The organism is Gammaproteobacteria bacterium (genome assembly GCA_009838035.1).
GTDB lineage: Bacteria > Pseudomonadota > Gammaproteobacteria > Steroidobacterales > Foliamicaceae > Foliamicus.
The window spans coordinates 1-18,679 of record VXSK01000022.1 but is presented as its reverse complement, the minus strand read 5'-3'; the positions used below and the strand labels follow the sequence as shown (position 1 = coordinate 18,679).

The window sequence follows — 18,679 nt, the reverse complement described above, 5'->3', positions numbered from 1 at the left end:
GCACGCAGTGAACGCCCAGACTCAAACGCTCCGTTCCATGCTGGAACGGCTGCTGGCCGGCGACGACCTCTCCGAGGGCCAGGCCGAGGCCGCGATGCGCGAACTGGCCGGAGGCGAAGCCGAACCGGCGCTGGCCGGCGCGCTGCTCGCGTCGCTGCGTCTGAAAGGAGAGAGCGCCGCGGAGTTGCGCGGTTTCGCGCGGGCGATGCGCGAGCTGGCGATCCGCCCGGAACTGCCGGCGGGCGGGCCCGTTGCCGATGTGGTCGGCACCGGCGGCGACGGTTCCGGCAGCATCAACCTGTCCACGGGGGCAGGACTGCTGGCGGCCGCCTGCGGGGTGCGCATCGCAAAGCACGGCAACCGGGCGGTGTCCAGCAAGACCGGCAGCGCCGACGTGCTGCAGGCGCTGGGCGTGGCCTGGCCGAATACGGCCGAAGAGGTTACGGGGTCGCTCGAAGCCCACGGCTTCGCCTTCATGTTCGCGCCGTATTTTCACCCGGCGATGAAGTCGATCGCGCCGATCCGGGCGGCGATTGGCGTGCGCACGGTATTCAATCTGCTGGGCCCACTGGCCAATCCGGCGCGGCCTCCCTTCATGCTGGTGGGCGCGTTCAGCCGCGAAGCGGCAGCCCTGATGGCGGATACCCTGAGCGGCCTCGACATCGAGCGCTGCTTCGTCGTGCACGGCGAACCGGGCTGGGACGAGCCCACGCCCGTGGGCCGTTTCCTGCTGATCGACGTGCGTCCCGGCGAGATGCGCAATCGCAGCGTGGACCCAGCCGACTTCGGTATTCCGCGCTGCAAGCCATCCGACCTGGCGGGCGGTGAGCGCGATTACAACGCCGCCACACTGGAGGGCGCCCTGCGCGGCGAGGGAGCGGAAGCGCTGAGCGACGCGCTGGTGCTGCAGGCGGGCCTGGTGCTGGAACTCGTGGGCGCGGCAAGCAGCCTGCGCGAAGGCCTGGGCACGGCGCGGGACGCACTGCAGGCGGGCGCGGCGGGCGGCCTGCTGGAGGACATGCGAGCGGCGGCGCCATGAGCGGCGAATTTCTCGAGCGCATGGCGGAATCCAGCTGCCGGCGTTCCGCCGAGGCGAAGGAGCACATGGCCGAGGACGAGCTGCGCCGCCGGGTCGAGCGGCTGCCGCTTCCGCGGGCCATCGGCTTCTCGCCTCATGGTTTTGACCTGATCGCGGAGATCAAGCCGCGCTCCCCCAGCGAGGGCCGATTGGCCGGCGCCGATTTCTCGCCGGCCGCGTTTGCCCGGCAATACGCTTCGGCGGGCGCGGCCGCGCTGTCGGTCCTGACCGAACCCAGCCGCTTCGGCGGGTCGCTCGAGTTGCTGGCGGACATCGCCAAGGCCGCCGGGGACATACCCGTCATGCGCAAGGATTTTCTGGTCGATCCTTACCAGGTGCTGGAGGCGCGATTGCATGGCGCGTCGGGCGTGCTGCTGATTGTCGGCATGACCGATGACGTGAACACCGAAGCGATGCTCGCCACCGCCCTGGCCTGCGGCATGTTTTCGCTGCTGGAGGCGTTCGGGGACGCGGAATTGGAGCGTGCGCGGGAAATGGCCGGGCGCGTTGACGCGCCACGGGACAAGATATTGCTGGGACTGAATTGCCGCGACCTGCGGACCCTGGAGGTTGATCGTGAGCGGTTCGGGCGCGTGGACCCCCAAAACGCAGGCGGCTACCGGATGATTGCCGAGAGCGGAATCGAGGATGCGCGGCAGGCGGGCGAACTGGCCGCCCGCGGCTGGGACGGCCTGCTGATCGGCACGGCCCTGATGCGCGCTGCGGACCCACAAGAGCTGACCGCCGCCATGCTGGCCGAGGGCCGCCGGAGAAGGCAGCCGTGAGCCTGTTCGTGAAAATCTGCGGGGTGACCCGTCACGATGCGGTGGAGGCGGCGGTGGAGGCGGGCGCCGATGCGATCGGCTTCAATTTCCATCCACCCTCACCACGGTTCCTGTCTCCGCAGCGGGCGACGGCGCTGGCCGGACCGGTTCCCGGGCACGTGCAGCGCGTTGCGGTTATGCTGCGCCCGCAACAAGCGGAGTGGGACGAGGTGTTGGAAGGTTTCAGACCGGATTCACTGCAGGCGGATGCCGACTGCCTGGCGGAACTGCGCCTGCCCGAGGATGTCGGGAGGCTGCCTGTGTACCGGGACCATGAGCGATTCGATACCGACAATTTTTCGATTGAAATACCCTGCCTTTTCGAGAGCGCCGTAAGCGGCAAGGGGCGTCCGCCGAGTTGGGAGCGGGCAGCGCTCCTGGCCCGCCGCACCCGGGTGATGCTGGCCGGCGGCCTTGATCCCGAGAATGTCGGCGAGGCCGTTCGCCGCGTGCGTCCATGGGGCGTGGACGTGAGTTCCGGCGTGGAGTCAAGCGCCGGCGTGAAGGACCCCCGGCAGGTTCGCGCCTTCATTCGCGCTGCCCGGGAGGCGGACCTGGCCTGATGAAGATCGGTGCTTCCGAAGGGCGCTCGCTGCTCGACGCCCTGCTCCGCGGCGACCTGCCGGACGGCAACGGCCGCTTCGGGCCCTTCGGCGGTCGCTTCGCGCCGGAAACGCTGATGCCCGCGCTGTCCCGTCTGGAGAAGGCAGCGCGCCAATTCTTCGCCGACGCCGGCGCATGTGAGGCCCTGGACAAGGAGCGGCGCCAATGGATCGGCCGTCCGACGCCGCTGACCCGGGCCCGCGGCCTCGAAAAAGCCTGGGGCGCGCAGGTCTGGCTCAAGCGCGAGGACCTGGCCCACACCGGCGCGCACAAGATCAACAACGCCCTGGGCCAGGCGCACCTGGCGCTCAAGCTCGGGGCCCGCCGGGTGGTGGCGGAAACCGGCGCGGGACAGCATGGCGTGGCGGCCGCGGCCGCCTGTGCGCGCGTGGGGCTGCCCTGCAGCGTGTACATGGGTGTGCTCGACATGGAACGGCAGGCCCCCAACGTCCAGCGCATGCACCAGTTGGGCGCCGAGGTCGTGGCCGTGGACAAGGGGGACAGGACCCTGCGAGCGGCTACCGACGAGGCCTTTCGAACCTGGGTGGCCGATCCCGAGGGCGTCTACTACCTGCTGGGTTCGGCAGTGGGTCCGCATCCCTATCCCTGGCTGGTGCGCGAATTGCAGAGAATCATCGGCGACGAGGCACGCTCGCAGTTCGCCGAACAGGCCGGGGGACTGCCTGACGCTTTATTCGCCTGCGTCGGCGGCGGTTCCAACGCCATCGGCCTGTTCCACGCCTTTCTCGGCGACGAGAAGGTTCGCATCTTCGGCGTGGAGGCCGGTGGAAAGGGACTCGGCCCCGGAGAAAACGCCGCGTCGCTGTCGGCCGGGCGGCCCGGCGTCCTGCACGGCAGCTATTCCATGCTGCTCTACGACGACGACGGCCAGGTGCTGGAAACCTCGTCGATTTCCGCCGGGCTGGACTACCCGGGCGTCGGCCCGGAGCATGCGCTGCTGCAGGCGCTCGGCCGGGTCCGTTATGTGACGGCGGACGACTCCGAGGCGCTGGAGAGTCTGGCCGAATGCTGCAGGCTGGAAGGCATACTGCCGGCGCTGGAGCCGGCCCACGCCTTTTTCGCCGCGCGCCGCTGGGCGGCGGAGAATCCCGGCACGCGCTTACTGATCGGTCTTTCCGGCCGCGGCGACAAGGACATGCCCACGCTCACTACTCAGGCAGTCGGGTAGCCACGATACCTCGGGCTGGCGCCTGCAACCTGCGCTGCCCGCGCGATCCCTTCCTTTATCGAATTACGGCAACCGGCGGCACACTATTCACGCAACAATGCGTCGAACGCCCGTAGTGTCTGGAGTTGAGGACGCGATAGCCCCGGCCCCGCATGCACTCGCGCAGGACCTGTTGTTTCTCGCCCACGGCTCCCAATCCTCTGATCGTCCCGCCATAGACCGCGCCGACACCAGCCGATTGCCCTATACCCGTCGTATTGGCTCCGGAGACGGCCGCCCCTGCCGCACCAACAACAGCGCCGGCAACAGCGCCGGTGCCGACATGTTTCCCCAGCGGTACTTCGTTCGCATAGTCCTGACAATCCGCCAGGTCCGCTTCATATTGCTCCCTGTCCACTCCCTTAAGGTCCACAATCGCACCGCTGGGATCCGAAAATCCGGTGCAACCGACAAGAAGAAAGGTGCCTGCAATGCCCGCCAAGCGTCTCATTTGTTTCCCCTGTTGTCTGCAAGACCAGTACCTAAGTGGATGCCGTCCATGGGTACAGGGTTGCAAAGCCCGCTGCGCCACGCCGGATGTCTTCGTTTGTCAGACGCGGTTGCCTTGACCTACAGTACGGCTTCGTGAGTAGTACGATGCCCGGCGCCGAACGAATCCGACGCGCCATCCTTGAAGCCCGGCGGCCTGCCCTGCTTCCTTTTTTCTCTGCGGGACATCCGAGCGCGGGGGAGTTTCATTCGATTCTTGAGCAGCTTGCAGATGCTGGCGATGTCGTGGAGATCGGAGTTCCGTTCTCCGATCCGATGGCAGACGGCGTGACCATCCAGCGCGCCAGCGAAGCGGCCCTCGCCAACGGCGTTTCGCTCGACTGGATCCTGCGAGAACTGAAGGCGCATGGCGATCCGGGCGCGCCTCTGGTGCTGATGAGCTACTACAACCCGCTGCTGGCCTACGGCCTGGAGAACCTCGCCGAGCGCTGCGGCGAGTGCCATGTGGGCGGCCTGATCGTGCCCGACCTGCCCTGGGAGGAATGCGACAGCGTCCGTGAACTGTTTGAGGATCACGGCGTCGGGCTGGTCCAGATGGTCACGCCGGCCACTCCCGCCGAGCGGATGCGGACCCTGTGCGGGGGCAGCGGCGGATTCGTCTATGCCGTGACGGTCACCGGCGTGACCGGCGGCGAGCGCCGGGTGTCGGATGAAATGACAGCCTACTTGCAAACGGTCGGCGAGTGTTCGACGCTTCCCGTGTGCGCGGGCTTCGGCGTGCGCAGCGCCGAGCAGGTGCGCACGCTGGCGAGCGTGGCGGACGGCGTTATCGTGGGCTCGGCGGTCGTGGACTGCCTCGAGCGCGGCGAGGACCCCGGCGACTTCCTCCGCTCGCTGCGCGCCTGAATCGAAGCGCCGGTTAGGCGCGCGGGCGGGCGCTGAGCACCAGGAGCAGGCCGGCCGCGCCGGCCAGCCAGGACAGGAACGGCGGCTGGGCCTGAAGACCCAGCAGCACGGCCCCCACGAGCAGCAGCGTGCAGCCGGTCAGCTGCCGCCACAGCCTTCGCCTCCCTTCCGGACGGCGTTCGCGACGCCGGCTCGGCGCTCCTTCGGCCCTGTCCAGCAGGCGGTGGAGTGCGCGGGGCAGGCGCTGAACGGCGTACCGCAACTCTGGCAGGTCGCGCCGAAGCTCCTTCATCACACGGCCGGGTTCGGCGCGGCGCGCCATCCACTTCTTCAGCAGCGGATAGCCGGTTTCCCACAGGTCCAGTTCGGGATAGAGCTCCCGGCCCAGGCCCTCGATGTTGAGCAGCGTCTTGTGCAGCAGCAGCATCTGCGGCTGCAGGTGCATGTCGAATTCCTGGGCGGTGGCGAAGATCCGGCCCAGGACCCTTCCGAAGCTGCATTCGCTCAGCGGCCTGGCGAAGATCGGCTCCCCGATGACCCGGAAGGCAGCCTCCAGGTCCTCGGCGCGCGCATCGGGCGCGACCCATCCCCAGTACAGGTGCAGCCGCGCCAGGCGCGCATAGTCCTGCTCGAAGAAGGCCAGCAGCGTCTGGCCCAGGTAGTGATGGTCGCGCTCGTCGAGTATTCCCACGATGCCGAAATCCACGGCGGCGTAGCGGGGGTTCTTCGGATCGCTGATGTCCACGAACACGTTTCCGGGATGCATGTCGGCATGGAAGAAGCTGTCCCGGAACACCTGGGTGAAAAAGATCTGCACGCCCCGGGCGGCCAGCTCCGGAATGTCCACGCCGGCGTCCTTGAGCGCCTGCACGTCCCGGATGGGGGCGCCGTGTATGCGCTCCATGACCAGCACGTCCGGTCGACAGTAGTCCCAGTACACGGCCGGCACGTGGATGATGTCGGAGCCGGCAAAGCTGCGCTTCAGGCGCGCGGCGTTGGCCCCCTCGCGGGTCAGGTCCAGTTCGTAGCCGAGCGTGCGCTCATATTCCTCGACGACTTCGACCAGGCGCAGGCGGTAGGTGGACGGCCACCATGCGCTGGCCAGCCGCGCCACGCCGTAGAGCAACTCCACGTCGCGGCCGATGCGCGCGCGGATGCCCGGGCGCAGCAGCTTGACCACGACTTCCTCGCCGTCCGGCAGGCACGCGGCATGGACCTGCGCAATCGAGGCGGCCGCCAGCGCTTCCGGCTCGAATTCGGCGAATACTTCTTCCACCGGACGTCCGTAGAAGCCGCCCAGCAGTTCGCGCGCTTCTTCCGCCGGGAATGGCGGTACGTCATCCTGTAGCCGCGCCAGCTCCTCCGCTATGTCCTGCGGGAGAAGGTCGGGGCGGGTGGAAATGTTCTGCCCAAACTTGACGAAGATCGGGCCGAGGTCTTGCAGCGCCTCGCGCAAGCGCCGGCCGCGCGATTCGCCCTTGAGCCTGCGCCGCGCCAGCAGCAACCATGCGGGCACGCGCAGAGGGCGCGCGACGCCGGCATCCCGCAACAGGCCGTAACGCGCCAGCAGGCGCACGATCCCAATGATTCGGAACAACAGGCGCACGACTGAACCGGATTCCGCGGCCCCGTCGGCTATCGGGTCCGGCCCCTGCCCAGGGCCTCGATCCGCGCGCCGATACGCGCGACGCTGTCGCGAAGCTGCTCCACTTCACCCGAGAAGGCGTCGAACTCCACCCGCGTCGGCGAGAAGCGTGCCTCTTCCTGGACGAAATCGCGCAGGTTGCGCCGCAATGATCCGGCCGCCTCGCCTGCCCACGCGGTGGCGGCCCTGGCGGCGTCGCCCGCCTCATGGGCAAAGGCATCGCCGGTGAAACGGGCCAGTTCCTCTTCCGGGCTGGGCCGGCAGTGCTTGAGGAGCCGGGCGAATCCTTCGGCCACGGCGGGATCGCCCCGCAAGTCGAGTCCCGGCCCCGCGTGATCGCCGCCGAGCAGTTCCAGCAAGCGGCGCCAGCCGCCGGACAGCGTGACTCCGGAGGGCTTTTCGTCGGGCTCGGTGAACCGCAGGCGGCCGTCTTCCATGCTGATGCGCAGCATCGGCTGCGACGCCGATACGCCCATGTCCATGCACAGTCCCTCCAGTTCGGCCGCCGCGCGGCGCGCGGTCAGCGAAGCGTGAAGATTGCGGTTCAGCACGCCTTCCAGCGAGGTGGCCAGTTTCGCGAACAAGCGCAGGCCTCCTAGTAGCGAAAGCCGATGTGCAGCGCGACGACGCCGCCCGACAGGTTGTGCCAGCGCACGTTCTCGAACCCGGCCTCGCGCATCATTTCGGCAAGCGTTTCCTGGTCGGGATGCACCCGTATGGATTCCACCAGGTAACGATAACTGTCGGCGTCGCCCGCGACCATGCGCCCGAGGGCGGGAATGACGGCGAACGAATACCAGTCGTAGGCGGGACGAATGAACTTGAGCGCCGGGCGCGAGAATTCCAGCACCAGCAGGCGGCCGCCGGGCTTGACGACCCGCGCCATGCTCTTCAGCGCGGCCGGCTTTCCGGTTACGTTGCGCAGCCCGAACCCTATGGTCACGCAGTCGAACAGTCCGGCGCCAAAGGGCAGGGCGGTCGCATCGGCGCGCAGCGCCCTGGTGTTGCCCCAGGCGCCGGCGTCAAGCAGCCGGCTGCGCCCGACCCGCAGCATCGCGGGATTGATGTCGGTGAGCAGAACACGTCCCTGCGGTCCGACCTGCCGGCCCATGCCGATGGCCAGATCGCCGGTGCCGCCCGCGACATCCAGCGCTACGCCCCCGGGCCGCAGCCCCGTGCGCGCCAGGGCGAACCTCTTCCACAAGCGGTGCGCGCCAAGCGACATCAGGTCGTTCATCAGGTCGTAGCGGTCCGCCACGGAGTCGAACACGCCCCGCACTCGCCGGGTCTTCTCCTGGGGGCTTACCCGGCTGAAGCCGAAGTGTCGCTCTCCGGGGTTAGTTGCCGGCATGAGCCTTCTGCGCCGCCACTTCCCTGAGGTAGCCCGCCCAGTACTCATCGCGGTATTCGCCGAGTTCCCGCAGGTATTTCCAGGAGTAGATGCCGGAATCGTGGCCGTCGTCGAACACCAGGCGAACCGCATACTGGCCCACGGGTTCAACCGCCATTACCCGCACTTCGGACTTGCCGAGGGGCAATTCTCCGCCGCCGCGTCCGTGACCCCGCACCTCCGCCGATGGGGACTTCACGCGCAGGTATTCGGCGTTGAGATCGAACGCGGCGCCGTCGGCAAAACTCACGCGCAGGATCCGGCGCTTGCCGCGCAAGCGCAACTCGAGAGGCGCCTCGGTCTGCACCTTCAGAGGATGTAGCGGCGGAAATCCTCGTCCTCCGCCAGCTTTCCGAGATGCTCGTCGACGTAGGCCGCGTCCACTTTCAGCGTCTGCCCGCCGCGGTCGGCTGCGTCGAAGGAAATCGATTCCAGCAGCCGCTCCAGGACGGTCTGCAGGCGCCTCGCCCCGATGTTTTCCGTGCTGTCGTTGACCGAGCAGGCGATCTCGGCGATGCGGTGCACCGCCTCCGCCTCGAAGCTCAGGGAAACCTGCTCGGTGCCGAGCAGCGCCGTGTATTGCTCGGTAAGCGACGCGTCCGGCTCGGTGAGAATGCGCTCGAACTCCTCGATCCCCAGCGCGCCCAGTTCCACCCGTATCGGAAACCGGCCCTGCAGTTCCGGGATCAGGTCCGACGGCTTGACCGCCTGGAATGCGCCGGACGCGATGAACAGGATGTGGTCGGTGCGCACGACGCCGTACTTGGTGGTGACGGCGCAGCCTTCCACCAGGGGCAGGAGGTCCCGCTGCACACCCTCGCGCGAAACGTCCGCGCCCAGGGCCTCGGCCCGGCGGCAGACCTTGTCCATCTCGTCGATAAACACGATACCGTTCTGCTCCACCGCTTCCAGCGCCTGCGACTTCAGTTCCTCCTGGTCCACCATCGAGGCGGCGGCCTCCTCGGTAAGCAGCCGCATCGCGTCCTTTACCTTCAGCTTGCGGGTCCGGGTGCGCTGGTTCCCCAGTGACTGGAACATATTCTGCAACTGGCTGGTCATCTCCTCCATACCGGGCGGCGCCATGATTTCCACACCCACCGGCGCGAGCTGCAGTTCCATTTCCACTTCCTCGCCGTCGAGGTCGCCGCGCCTCAGCGCCGCCTTCAGTTCCCGTTCGTCGCCGCTGATCGGAAGCCTGGAGGCCGGGCCCGCACTCGCCGCGACCCGCACCAGGGCGTCGAGGACCCTCCGCTCGGCGCTTTCGCGGGCGCGGTGGCGGACCCGGTCCATTTCCGTTTCGCGCACCATCTTCACGGCCGTATCGGTCAGGTCCCGCACGATGCTGTCCACTTCGCGCCCCACGTAGCCCACCTCGGTGAACTTGGTGGCCTCGACCTTGATGAAAGGGGCGCGCGCGAGGTGCGACAGGCGGCGGGCGATCTCGGTCTTGCCGACGCCGGTGGGGCCCATCATCAGGATGTTCTTCGGCGTGATCTCGCGGCGCAGCTCGTCGTCGAGCTGCATTCGCCGCCACCGGTTTCTGAGCGCGATGGCCACGGCCCGCTTGGCCTCGTGCTGCCCGATCACGTGCTTGTCGAGTTCCTCGACAATCTCCCTGGGCGTCATCTGGGTCATGCTTCGCTCTTGAGCGTGTCGATGACGATTTCCGAATTCGTGTAGACGCAGATGTCCGCCGCGATCTCCAGCGAGCGGCGCACCACTTCCTCGGCGCCCAGTTCGGTTTCCGCCAGCAGCGCCCGCGCCGCGGCGCGCGCGTAACCGCCGCCGGAACCGAGCGCCAGCAGCCCGTCCTCCGGTTCCACCACGTCGCCCGAGCCCGACACCAGCAGCGTCTTCTGCCGGTCGGCCACGCACAGCATGGCCTCGAGCCGGCGCAGGCGCCGGTCTGTGCGCCAGTCCTTGGCCAGTTCGACCGCGGCCCGGGTGAGGTTTCCGTATTGCTTGAGCTTGCCTTCGAACAACTCGAACAAAGTGAAGGCATCGGCCGTGCCGCCGGCGAAACCCGCCAGCACCGAGTCATCGGCCAGCCGGCGAATCTTGCGGGCATTGCCCTTCAAGACGGTATCGCCAAGGCTTACCTGTCCGTCTCCGCCCATTGCGACCGTGCCGTTCCTGCGAACGCAGAGTATGGTCGTGGAGCGGACCTTTTTGCCCGCCGCGGGGCTTTTCGTACGGTCCGGAGAGTTCATGATTTCGTGGACGCCTTGCGCCGGGCTCTGGGGTGGGCGCGATCGTACACCCTTGACAGATGCTGGAAGTCCAGGTGGGTGTAAACCTGCGTCGTCGATATGTCGGCATGACCCAGCAGTTCCTGCACCGCGCGAAGGTCGCCGGACGATTCCAGCAGGTGCGTGGCGAAACTGTGGCGAAGCATATGCGGGTGAACACGCCCCGGCAGGCCCGCGCGCCGGGCCCAGTAGTCGAGTCGCGACTGGACGCTGCTGGAACTGATTCGCCGGCCCCTTACGCCCACGAACAGTGCGTTCTCACCGTCCGCCGCCAACTCGCCGCGGCGCCGCAGCCAGGCCTTCAGCGCATCGATCGCCTTGCGACCCACCGGCAGGATGCGGGTCTTGCGGCCCTTGCCCGTGACCCGGATCAGGCCCTCGCGCATGTCCACGCCGCCCAGGTCGAGGCCGGCCAGTTCGGCCAGCCGCAATCCGGAGGAGTAGATCAGTTCCAGCATAGCGCGATCGCGGCAGGCAACCGTATCGCCATTCGGGATGTCCAGAAGCCGCGTCACCTGGTCGAGGTTCAGGGTTTGCGGAAGGCTGCGTGGCGGCCGCGGGGCCTTGACCCCGCGCGCCGGATTGCAGCTTATCGCGCCCTCGCTCTCCAGGTAGTTGAAGAAGCTGCGGGCTCCGGCCAGGCGGCGCTGCACGGTGCGCGGCGCCAGGCCGCGGCGGTGGGCGCCCGCGGCGAAACGGCGCAGATCGCCGGTGGACAGTCCGGACCAGTCGGCGAGATTGCGCTCGGCGCAATACTCGCCCAGCGCCGCGAGATCGCGGCGATAGGCGCTGACCGTGTGTTCCGACAGTCGCCGCTCGAATCGTATGTGGTGCAGGAACGCGTCAACCTGCCGTTGCGCCCCGGCCCGCATCAGGAGCTTTCCGGCGATACCGCCGCCGCCACGATGGCGCTGACGCGGCCCAGGAACTCGGTGCTCTTGGCGCGGTGATAGTGATCGGGGTCGCGGCTGCCCAGGGCCAGCAGTCCCAGCTTGCCGCGATGCCCCAGCGGGGCCAGCGCCACCGACGCCACCTCGCCGGCGTCCGCGCCGAACAGGAATTCGCGCTGCCCGGAGCTGAATCGGCCGCAGCGCGGCGCGTTGGCCTTCAGGACCGCGCTCAGGCCCTCGGTCATCAGGTCTTCGCGCGGCGTCGCCGACAGTCCCGGTACGTCGGCATAGTCGCCGGACGCCGCGTCGAACAGCAACAGGCGAACGAAATCCAGCGAAAAAATCTCCCGCAGATTCCCCGGCAAAGCGCGCAACCTTTCGTCCGGGTCGGGGCAGGCCAGCAGCTTGGTTACGAGCCGGTTCAGCTTGCCGGCGAGTTCATCGCTGGCGCGGCCGTTGGCCACATACTCGTCGAGCGTGCGGCGCATTTCCTCGTTGCGCTGGCGCAGCAACTCGATCTGGCGCTCGACCAGCGACACGGCCCCTGCGCCGCCGTCGTGCGGCACGCTCAGCTCCAGCAGCAGGTCGGCGTGACGCTCGAAAAAGTCGGGATTGTCCCTGAGATAAGCGGCCACGCTCTTCGGACTCAAGCCGGAGCTGCGGGTTGCCTTGCGCGGCGGGCTCATAACTCCACCCGGCCCTCGAAAACGCAATCGATCCGCCCGGTAAGCCAGACCGGTTCGTCGCCACCGGCCCAATCGACCTGCAAATCGCCTCCGGGCATTTCCACTTTGACGGGAGAACGGACCCGGCCCTGACGAATGCCTGCAACCGCCGCCGCGCAGGCGCCCGTGCCGCAGGCGGGAGTCTCGCCCACGCCGCGCTCGTACACGCGCAGCTTCAGTTCCTGCTCGCCCAGCGTCTCGGCAAAGCCCACATTGCAGCCGCGCGGAAATCGCTCATGCACGGAAAGGCTGGCCCCCAGGCCCGCAACCGGAGCTTCGGCGGCGTCGGCGACGGCAATGACCGCGTGCGGGTTGCCCAGGGAAAGCACTTCGATCTGCCAGTTCTCTCCATCGACCGCAATCCTGTATGACGGCTCTTGCTCGCCGGCGACAAACGGGACCCGCTCGGGGTTCCATTCGGGTCGGCCAAGCGAGCAACTGACCGAATCATCCCCGGCGAACCTTGCGCGGACCTCCCCGCCACGGCTCTTCAGGGAGAATTCACCGCCGGCCGGCCGGCGATCGGCCACCAGGGCGGCGATGCACAAGGCTCCGTTGCCGCACTGGCCAGCCTCGCCGCCATCGGCATTGAAGACCCGGTACCCGACCGCATCGATGCCGTTTCCGGGCTCGTCCACCCACAGTAGCTGATCGAAACCCACGCCCCGGCGGCGGTCCGCCAGCGCGCGAATCCGTTGCCGTGACGGCGCCGGCAGCGACCGGCCGATCACGACCATGAAGTCGTTGCCGGCGGATTGCATCTTGGTAAAGGCCTGGAGCATTTCGGAAAGTCGGCGGGCGCTCCGAAAATTATAGTCCTGCGGCGACTTTCGGCCGTAGCCACCGCCCGGCGGACAATTGACCGAAAATAGGCACGGCCCGGCGGCACAGGCCGGCGCCTTTCGATCCGACAATCAGGAGAACAAAGCATGACCTACAACAGCAGGACACTTCCGCTGGCCGGCCTGGTATTCGCCCTGCCGGTAGCGGCGGCCACCGAAATCGAGCGCTTCAACCCGGAAGGGCTTTCCCAGCCCGACGGCTACTCGCAGGTGGTCATAGCCAAAAACCCGGGGCGCTTCATCTACCTGGGCGGCAAGGCCGGCATCCACCCCGACGACAGCTTCCCCGAGAGCCTGGCCGAACAGTCGCGCCTGACCTGGGCCAATATCGACCGCGCGCTGAAGGCGGCAGGCGCCACGCGCGAGGACGTGGTCGAAATCCAAATCTACATCGTGAACCTGGAGAACGTGGACCCCACCCCCGTTTACCAGGACGTGCGCGATTTCTTCCCCGCCGGACACAAACCGGCATCGATGGTCATCGGGGTCTCGGCGCTGGCCTATCCCGGACTGCTGGTGGAAATCAACGTGCGGGCGGTTACCGACTAGCAGGCCTTAGTTGGCGGCGGCGGCGGTTGCCTTGAGGTTGCAGGTATTGTCGAGCCAGTCGATCATGGCCGGATACATTTCCATGTAGTGGCGGTAGTAGATCGTGCCGAAAAAGTGGTTCGCGCCTTCGAGTTCGATGTACTTGTGGTGCTTGTCGTATTCCTTCAGCTTAGCGACGAATTTTCGGCTCTCGTCCACCGGCACGCGTTCGTCGTCATCGCCGTGGATCACCAGGATGGGGACATCGACGCTGTCCACGTGCTCCAGCGGGTTTACGCCGTCCACCGTGGGGCGATAGGCTTTCTCCGCCAGGGTCCCTGAATCGGCCAGCCAAGCCCGGAAGTATGGCAAGTCGGCGACGCCCGCACCGGCGATCGCGCAGCGGAACGGATTCGGATCGCGGAAGGAGCCTACAAAAGCGGCGTATCCGCCGTAACTCCAACCGAATATGGCAGCCCGTCCGGGATCGCCCAGGTTTCGTTGGGCGAGATAACCGATCGCGTCTTCCAGATCGTCCTGCATCTCGTAACCCCATCGCGAGAAACCCGACTCCAGGTGCCGCCGGCCAAATCCGTCGGAAATCCGAAATTGCGGCTGAATGACCACGTAGCCGTGATACGCAAGCAACTGCGCCCAGACGTCAAAGCCCCAGTAGTCCCGCGCAACCGGCCCGCCGTGGGGCAGTACCACGAGGGGGAAGGGACCGTCGCCCCGCGGTACCGTCACCAGCGCCGGGATCTCCATGCCGTCGCGGGCCTCGTACCGGACCCACTCCACTTCGGCGAGCATGTCCTCGGTCAGGAACGGCATCGACCGCCCGAGCAGATCCAGCCGGCCTTCCTTGAGCAGATACCAGGACCGCGGCGTGCGGGGGCCTTCGGCGCGAATGACCATTGTCTTGCCGTCGTGAGAACGGGACACGATGCTGTTGTCCGTATCCGGGAGAATCCCGTCAATCGCGTCGTAGAGCGCCTTTTCCTCCTGATCCACGAGGTAGACGTCACCCGCCTTGCCGGTGAACGTAAACCCGATAATCACGTCGTTCTTTTCTTCGTCCAGCCGGGTGCGCACGCCGGTCGCATCGTATCGCGGGTGCATGAACTGCATCTCGCCGAACTCGCGCGTTTCCAGGTCAAAGGTATAGATCGCAGCGGTGTCCGTCTCGTGGTTGGACAGGACATAGAACTCGTTGCTCGACGGTGGCCCCACAATACGGAAGGCATTGAAAATACTGCTCATATTGCCCACACTGGCCTGAGTCCGGCCAATTTCGATCCAGTCCGTTTCGCCCTTGAGCCTGGCCAGATCAATGATCGCTTCCGAGCCCTCGTCGAAACGGAAGGCGAGCCTGGGGTCGCCGTCGTCGTCCAGGTAAGTGATGTTGATCCGGTCGCTGTTCTTCACGACCCGCTGCGCCGAGCCTGTTTCCACGTTGACCCGAAAAATGTCCGCCACGAAATTCTGATCGTCGTCATACTCAATCAGGATGTGGTCGTCGTCCTTGGGCAACAGGTCAAAGACGGACGCGCCGGCCCATCGCTGAATGGTCTTGGCCGTCTGGCTCCGGCGGTCGGCGCGTCTGCGGGGAATCTCCAGCCAACGCTTGCCTTCCCTGTCCACGGTGGCCAGTTTGCTGACCTGGCGCGTGTCCGCGCCCAGCCGCTGCAGCGTGTCCACGTCCTGACGGAAACGCACGATGAGCCGCTCGTTGTTGGCCCAGCCGGCGGAAACGATGTCCATTCGATCGGAGCCCAGCGTCACCGGCCGTTTGGCCATATCGCTCAGGTCATAAACCAGAAGGAACTGCTTCCCGTCCTTGGCGAAGCGCTGCAGCGTGGCCAGGTGCTCGCCGTCGGGTGAGACCGACGCGGAACTCATGGCGGGTTCCTGGGCGAACGCTTCATACCCGGACAGCGCCTGTTGTTCCTGTGCCGCGGAAAATAAGGGCAGCGCGAGACATACGCCCGCAAGAAAACGGATTCTGATCTTCATCGGCCACTCCTGTTCTTGTTCATCGGGCCGGTCCGCCGCATGATTTCCGCAATCTCGCTAGAACTGCGTCCTAACCGACAGGAAGAGGCGCCGCCCCAGCAGATCGTAACCCGCCCCCAGCGGAATGTTATTCAACTGCACTTCCGGCGCGCCGTTATCCATCAAGGGCGGCTCTTCGTCGAACACGTTCACCAGCCCCAGCGTGATCTCCCAGTCGCGCGGAACCCAGGTAACCGAGGTGGTATGTGTCCAGTATTTATCTGTCCTCGCAATCGGCCGGCACATCACCTGCAGCGTGGCGCAGGGCGCTCCCACGAAGAAATCGCCCGGGTCGTCCTCCTCGCCATGGATATAGTTCGCCCGCCAGAGGAAGCGGAACCTGCCGTAGGTCGCAACCAGCAGGCTGGTGCCTTCCCACTCGGGCGCAACCGGGGTGCCGGCGTCGTCCTCCTCGGCCTCGCGGAAAATGAAGTTGTTCTCGAGCAGGCGCGAGACCCTGATGTCGAATTCCAGATTCAGGTTCCGGTCGGCAACTATGAAGTCGCGCTGAAAGTACAGGTTGTAGTCGATGCCGCGCGAGGTAATGGCGTTGATGTTGACGAAACTGGCTTCAACCAGGTCGATCAGGCCATTGGCGCCCCGATTGATGAACCGGCAGAAGGCGCTGGCGTTGTTCGGCTGTTCCACGTAGCAGTCATTGACGATGAAGCCCGTGCCCAACTGGCTGATCGTGTTCTCCACATGGATGTCGTAGTAGGTCACCCCGGCGCGCAGCGTGAAGTTGTCCCAGTAGGGCTGGTCGAGAACCACTCCATAGGTGTAGGAGGTCGAGGTTTCCGGATCGATGTCCAGTTGAACCTGCTGGCCGCCCTTGCGCAATCGCTCCACCGAGTAGGTCGTGTTCAGGCCGTCCAATCCCAACGTTGTCGGATCCACGCCATTGGCTCGACAATTGTCGAGCGTGGCCTGCTCCCGCAGGTCCTCGTCCGGGTTGTAGGTCGCAGGTTCATTCGGATTCAACGACGCGTCCCGGGCGGAGATGGGAACCACGCAGGGATCGAAGATGGTCGCAAAGCCGGAAGTTCCGGCCAGGAACTGCTCGTGCGTGTTCGGCGCGCGGAACGATGTGCCGTACGTGCCGCGAAACGTAATGCCTTCGAAAGGCGTCCAGACGCTCTTGGCGCTGTAGGTGGTATCACTTCCGTAGGTGCTCTCTTCGGTCCAGCGAAGCGCAAGATTCAGAGAAAGGTCCTGCGCCAGCGTGACACCCTCGAGCAACTGCAGTTCCGTTTCCACGAACAGTTCGGTGATGTCGCGCTTGCCCACCGCTCCGCCGTCCCGGAAGTAGGCGATCAGCAGGCCTTCGCGGGCCACCTCGTTCGGTACCGAGTCGATCTCGTCCTCCCGGTACTCGACACCCAGCACCAGCGGGATGGAGGTGTTGTTCCAGGGCAAGGTCGCCACTTCGCCCTGCACGACACCGCTGAATATGGACTGGTAAATCTTCGTATCGAAGCTGCGCAGGCCGAAGACAAAGTCGCGCTCCTCCTGGGTAGCGAAATCGCCCCCGCCCGGCTGATAAATCGAGTCCGCGAACATGTTCACGGGCACGCACGGCTGGCCATTGCCGCAGGTGACCTCTCCGGTCGCGGGGTTCCTGACCGAAGTCTCCAGCGACAGGGTCAGTTCGCGCTCCAGGATGCCGGTCTGGAAATCGGTGCCCTGAGACGACGAATGACTGAAGTAGAAGTCGTATCCCCAGTTGCCGAAACCGGAATCGTTCCGCCATCCCGGCAGATCGCCGCGCATTCCCGCCACCCAGCGGAACTGTTCGATTTCCACGTCGTTGTTGTCCCGGTCTCCGCGAATGTGGACGATCGGCGTCACCTCGAAATTCCCGAAATTGAAGCCGAAGAACCCCAGGCAGTTGGCCCCGTTCGGTTGGAACTGGTTGCAGGGGTTGTAGGGATTGTTGGGCGGAACGTCCGGAAAGATGCTGGCGCCGGGCGAGAAGACTTCCGTCTTCCGGTTCGCGTACAGGAACTCGAAGTACGCCTGCGAGTTGCTCGCATTGCCCAGATCATGCTCCCCGTACGCGTACAGATTGACGCGCCGGGAGTTGGGAAGCAGGTCGCCGGCGCGGTCCCGGTCCGAACCGTTGTAGTTGTAGGCGTCCGTCTGCAGGTCGATCTCCGAGACGCCGTTGCGGTCCGGGTCCACCAGTCCCGTGTCCGGGATGCCGTCCCCGTCCGTGTCGATGGGCACGATGGCCGCGGGATTGAACCCGGTGAATCCCACCGGGACTTCCGTCTCCGAGAAATTGGGAATGCCGATATTGGTTGTGCCCGGCGTGTACCAGACGTTGCCGAAACCGACGGGAATGAAAACGCGATTCATGGTTCGCAGCGCACAGGGACTATCAGTCGTGCCGGGCACCAGACCCAGGTATGTGCTCAACGGATTGCCGTTCTCATCCTCATAAAAGAGGCGGTTGCACTGCTCCGTGTAGGGGCGGTCGCGCAATCGGATCCGCTTGCGATCATAGACCTCGGCGGCCAGTCCGAGCGTCCAGTTATCGGCGGTCCTGCCCCAGGCCAGCCCCATCGTCTGCTCTGCACCCCCTGTGTGGTCCGTCGCTTCAAATATGCCCTCGACCTCGAATCCCTCAAAGTCCTTTCTCATGATTACGTTCGCCACGCCCGCCACGGCGTCCGAGCCGTAGATCGACGATGCGCCGTCCAGCAGAAGCTCGATCCGGTCGATCATCACGTTGGGAATGGTCGAGATATCCGGCGAGGTCGGCGCTCCACCGACGCCGCCCGGAGCGACACGCCTGCTGTTGAGCAGTACCAGCACGCGCTGGACACCCAGACCACGGAGATTGATCTGGGCGGCGCCCGGGCCATTGTCCACGACAAAGGCCGTAAAGGTGCTGTCAATCTGCGTGCCCGTTGCCTGGGTGGCGCTCTGCAGCAATGCCGCCGTGTCAATCAAACCCAGTTCGCGGGAGACCTGCCCGTCGATGATCTGGACCGGCGCGGCGCTGCTGAACTCGTCGCGTCGGATTCGCGAACCGGTCACGACGATTTCGTCCATCACCTCCTCTTCCATGACGGTCTCGTCGGCCTGGGCGGCCTCCTCGTCCGTCTCGTCCTGCTGCGCGTGCAGCCCTTGAGTCAGCGCCAAAGCCAGGATCAGCGGCATAAATCGAAACAGCCTCATGATCGTTCCCCTTCTTGTTGTTCCCGCCGCCCCGCCTCACGACAAGCGTCTACGGATCCGACGTTTTCGATACGCCCATAATAAGG

17 protein-coding genes and 1 pseudogene are annotated in these 18,679 nt (G+C 66.0%); 6 read left to right on the top strand and 12 right to left on the bottom strand.

Features of this window, described 5'->3' with window-relative positions; all coding sequences use genetic code 11:
• Nucleotides 1-7: 7 nt before the first annotated feature.
• Genes trpD through trpB form a run of 4 tightly spaced genes read left to right on the top strand, consistent with a single transcriptional unit; the run spans nt 8 to nt 3,694 of the window.
• Nucleotides 8-1,039, top strand: coding sequence for an anthranilate phosphoribosyltransferase (trpD, locus tag F4Y72_09255; GenBank protein ID MXZ28477.1), 1,032 nt, complete (start codon nt 8-10; stop codon nt 1,037-1,039).
• Nucleotides 1,036-1,863, top strand: a complete 828-nt coding sequence (locus F4Y72_09250) for an indole-3-glycerol-phosphate synthase (protein ID MXZ28476.1) — start codon at nt 1,036-1,038, stop codon at nt 1,861-1,863. Before trpD ends, F4Y72_09250 begins: the two co-directional genes overlap by 4 nt.
• Nucleotides 1,761-2,465, top strand: coding sequence for a phosphoribosylanthranilate isomerase (locus tag F4Y72_09245; protein MXZ28475.1), 705 nt, complete (start codon nt 1,761-1,763; stop codon nt 2,463-2,465). The genes F4Y72_09250 and F4Y72_09245 overlap by 103 nt, the downstream gene beginning before the upstream one ends.
• Nucleotides 2,465-3,694 (top strand): tryptophan synthase subunit beta, encoded by a 1,230-nt coding sequence (gene trpB / locus F4Y72_09240; protein ID MXZ28474.1) that lies wholly within the window; start codon nt 2,465-2,467, stop codon nt 3,692-3,694. The genes F4Y72_09245 and trpB overlap by 1 nt, the downstream gene beginning before the upstream one ends.
• A 124-nt stretch (nt 3,695-3,818) precedes the next feature.
• Here the strand turns inward: trpB and F4Y72_09235 are convergent.
• Nucleotides 3,819-4,109, bottom strand: a pseudogene (locus tag F4Y72_09235) (glycine zipper family protein).
• A 161-nt stretch (nt 4,110-4,270) separates the two neighbouring features.
• Here F4Y72_09235 and F4Y72_09230 point away from each other — a divergent pair.
• Complete coding sequence (locus F4Y72_09230; protein ID MXZ28473.1) at nt 4,271-5,089, top strand: tryptophan synthase subunit alpha; 819 nt, start codon at nt 4,271-4,273, stop codon at nt 5,087-5,089.
• A 13-nt stretch (nt 5,090-5,102) separates the two neighbouring features.
• On the opposite strand, the gene ubiB is transcribed toward F4Y72_09230, so the two are convergent.
• From ubiB to dapF, 9 genes are read right to left on the bottom strand one after another with little or no spacing between them, the layout of a single operon-like run.
• Complete coding sequence (gene ubiB, locus F4Y72_09225; GenBank protein MXZ28472.1) at nt 5,103-6,695, bottom strand: 2-polyprenylphenol 6-hydroxylase; 1,593 nt, start codon at nt 6,693-6,695, stop codon at nt 5,103-5,105.
• A gap of 29 nt (nt 6,696-6,724) precedes the next feature.
• Entirely contained in the window at nt 6,725-7,318 is a 594-nt protein-coding gene (locus F4Y72_09220) for a hypothetical protein (GenBank protein ID MXZ28471.1), read from the bottom strand.
• A gap of 11 nt (nt 7,319-7,329) precedes the next feature.
• A complete protein-coding gene (ubiE, locus tag F4Y72_09215; protein MXZ28470.1) occupies nt 7,330-8,085 on the bottom strand; it encodes a bifunctional demethylmenaquinone methyltransferase/2-methoxy-6-polyprenyl-1,4-benzoquinol methylase UbiE in 756 nt (251 codons plus the stop codon).
• Nucleotides 8,072-8,431: a DUF971 domain-containing protein gene (locus F4Y72_09210; GenBank protein ID MXZ28469.1), complete on the bottom strand. Its 360-nt coding sequence runs from the start codon at nt 8,429-8,431 to the stop codon at nt 8,072-8,074. The genes ubiE and F4Y72_09210 overlap by 14 nt, the downstream gene beginning before the upstream one ends.
• A 2-nt stretch (nt 8,432-8,433) precedes the next feature.
• Nucleotides 8,434-9,759: an ATP-dependent protease ATPase subunit HslU gene (gene hslU, locus F4Y72_09205; protein MXZ28468.1), complete on the bottom strand. Its 1,326-nt coding sequence runs from the start codon at nt 9,757-9,759 to the stop codon at nt 8,434-8,436.
• On the bottom strand, nt 9,756-10,334 hold the full coding sequence (hslV, locus tag F4Y72_09200) for an ATP-dependent protease subunit HslV (GenBank protein MXZ28467.1): 579 nt from the start codon (nt 10,332-10,334) through the stop codon (nt 9,756-9,758). Before hslV ends, hslU begins: the two co-directional genes overlap by 4 nt.
• Nucleotides 10,331-11,245: a tyrosine recombinase XerC gene (gene xerC, locus F4Y72_09195; GenBank protein ID MXZ28466.1), complete on the bottom strand. Its 915-nt coding sequence runs from the start codon at nt 11,243-11,245 to the stop codon at nt 10,331-10,333. Before xerC ends, hslV begins: the two co-directional genes overlap by 4 nt.
• The gene (locus tag F4Y72_09190; protein MXZ28465.1) at nt 11,245-11,949 is read right to left on the bottom strand and encodes a DUF484 family protein; all 705 of its coding nucleotides are present in this window, start codon (nt 11,947-11,949) and stop codon (nt 11,245-11,247) included. The genes xerC and F4Y72_09190 overlap by 1 nt, the downstream gene beginning before the upstream one ends.
• Nucleotides 11,946-12,770, bottom strand: a complete 825-nt coding sequence (gene dapF, locus F4Y72_09185) for a diaminopimelate epimerase (GenBank protein ID MXZ28464.1) — start codon at nt 12,768-12,770, stop codon at nt 11,946-11,948. The genes F4Y72_09190 and dapF overlap by 4 nt, the downstream gene beginning before the upstream one ends.
• A 147-nt stretch (nt 12,771-12,917) precedes the next feature.
• Here dapF and F4Y72_09180 point away from each other — a divergent pair, with 147 nt between their 5' ends.
• Nucleotides 12,918-13,379, top strand: a complete 462-nt coding sequence (locus F4Y72_09180; GenBank protein ID MXZ28463.1) for a RidA family protein — start codon at nt 12,918-12,920, stop codon at nt 13,377-13,379.
• A gap of 6 nt (nt 13,380-13,385) precedes the next feature.
• Here the strand turns inward: F4Y72_09180 and F4Y72_09175 are convergent, their stop codons facing one another.
• On the bottom strand, nt 13,386-15,371 hold the full coding sequence (locus F4Y72_09175; GenBank protein ID MXZ28462.1) for a S9 family peptidase: 1,986 nt from the start codon (nt 15,369-15,371) through the stop codon (nt 13,386-13,388).
• Between the two features lie 57 nt (nt 15,372-15,428).
• On the bottom strand, nt 15,429-18,593 hold the full coding sequence (locus F4Y72_09170) for a TonB-dependent receptor (GenBank protein MXZ28461.1): 3,165 nt from the start codon (nt 18,591-18,593) through the stop codon (nt 15,429-15,431).
• Nucleotides 18,594-18,679 lie beyond the last annotated feature (86 nt).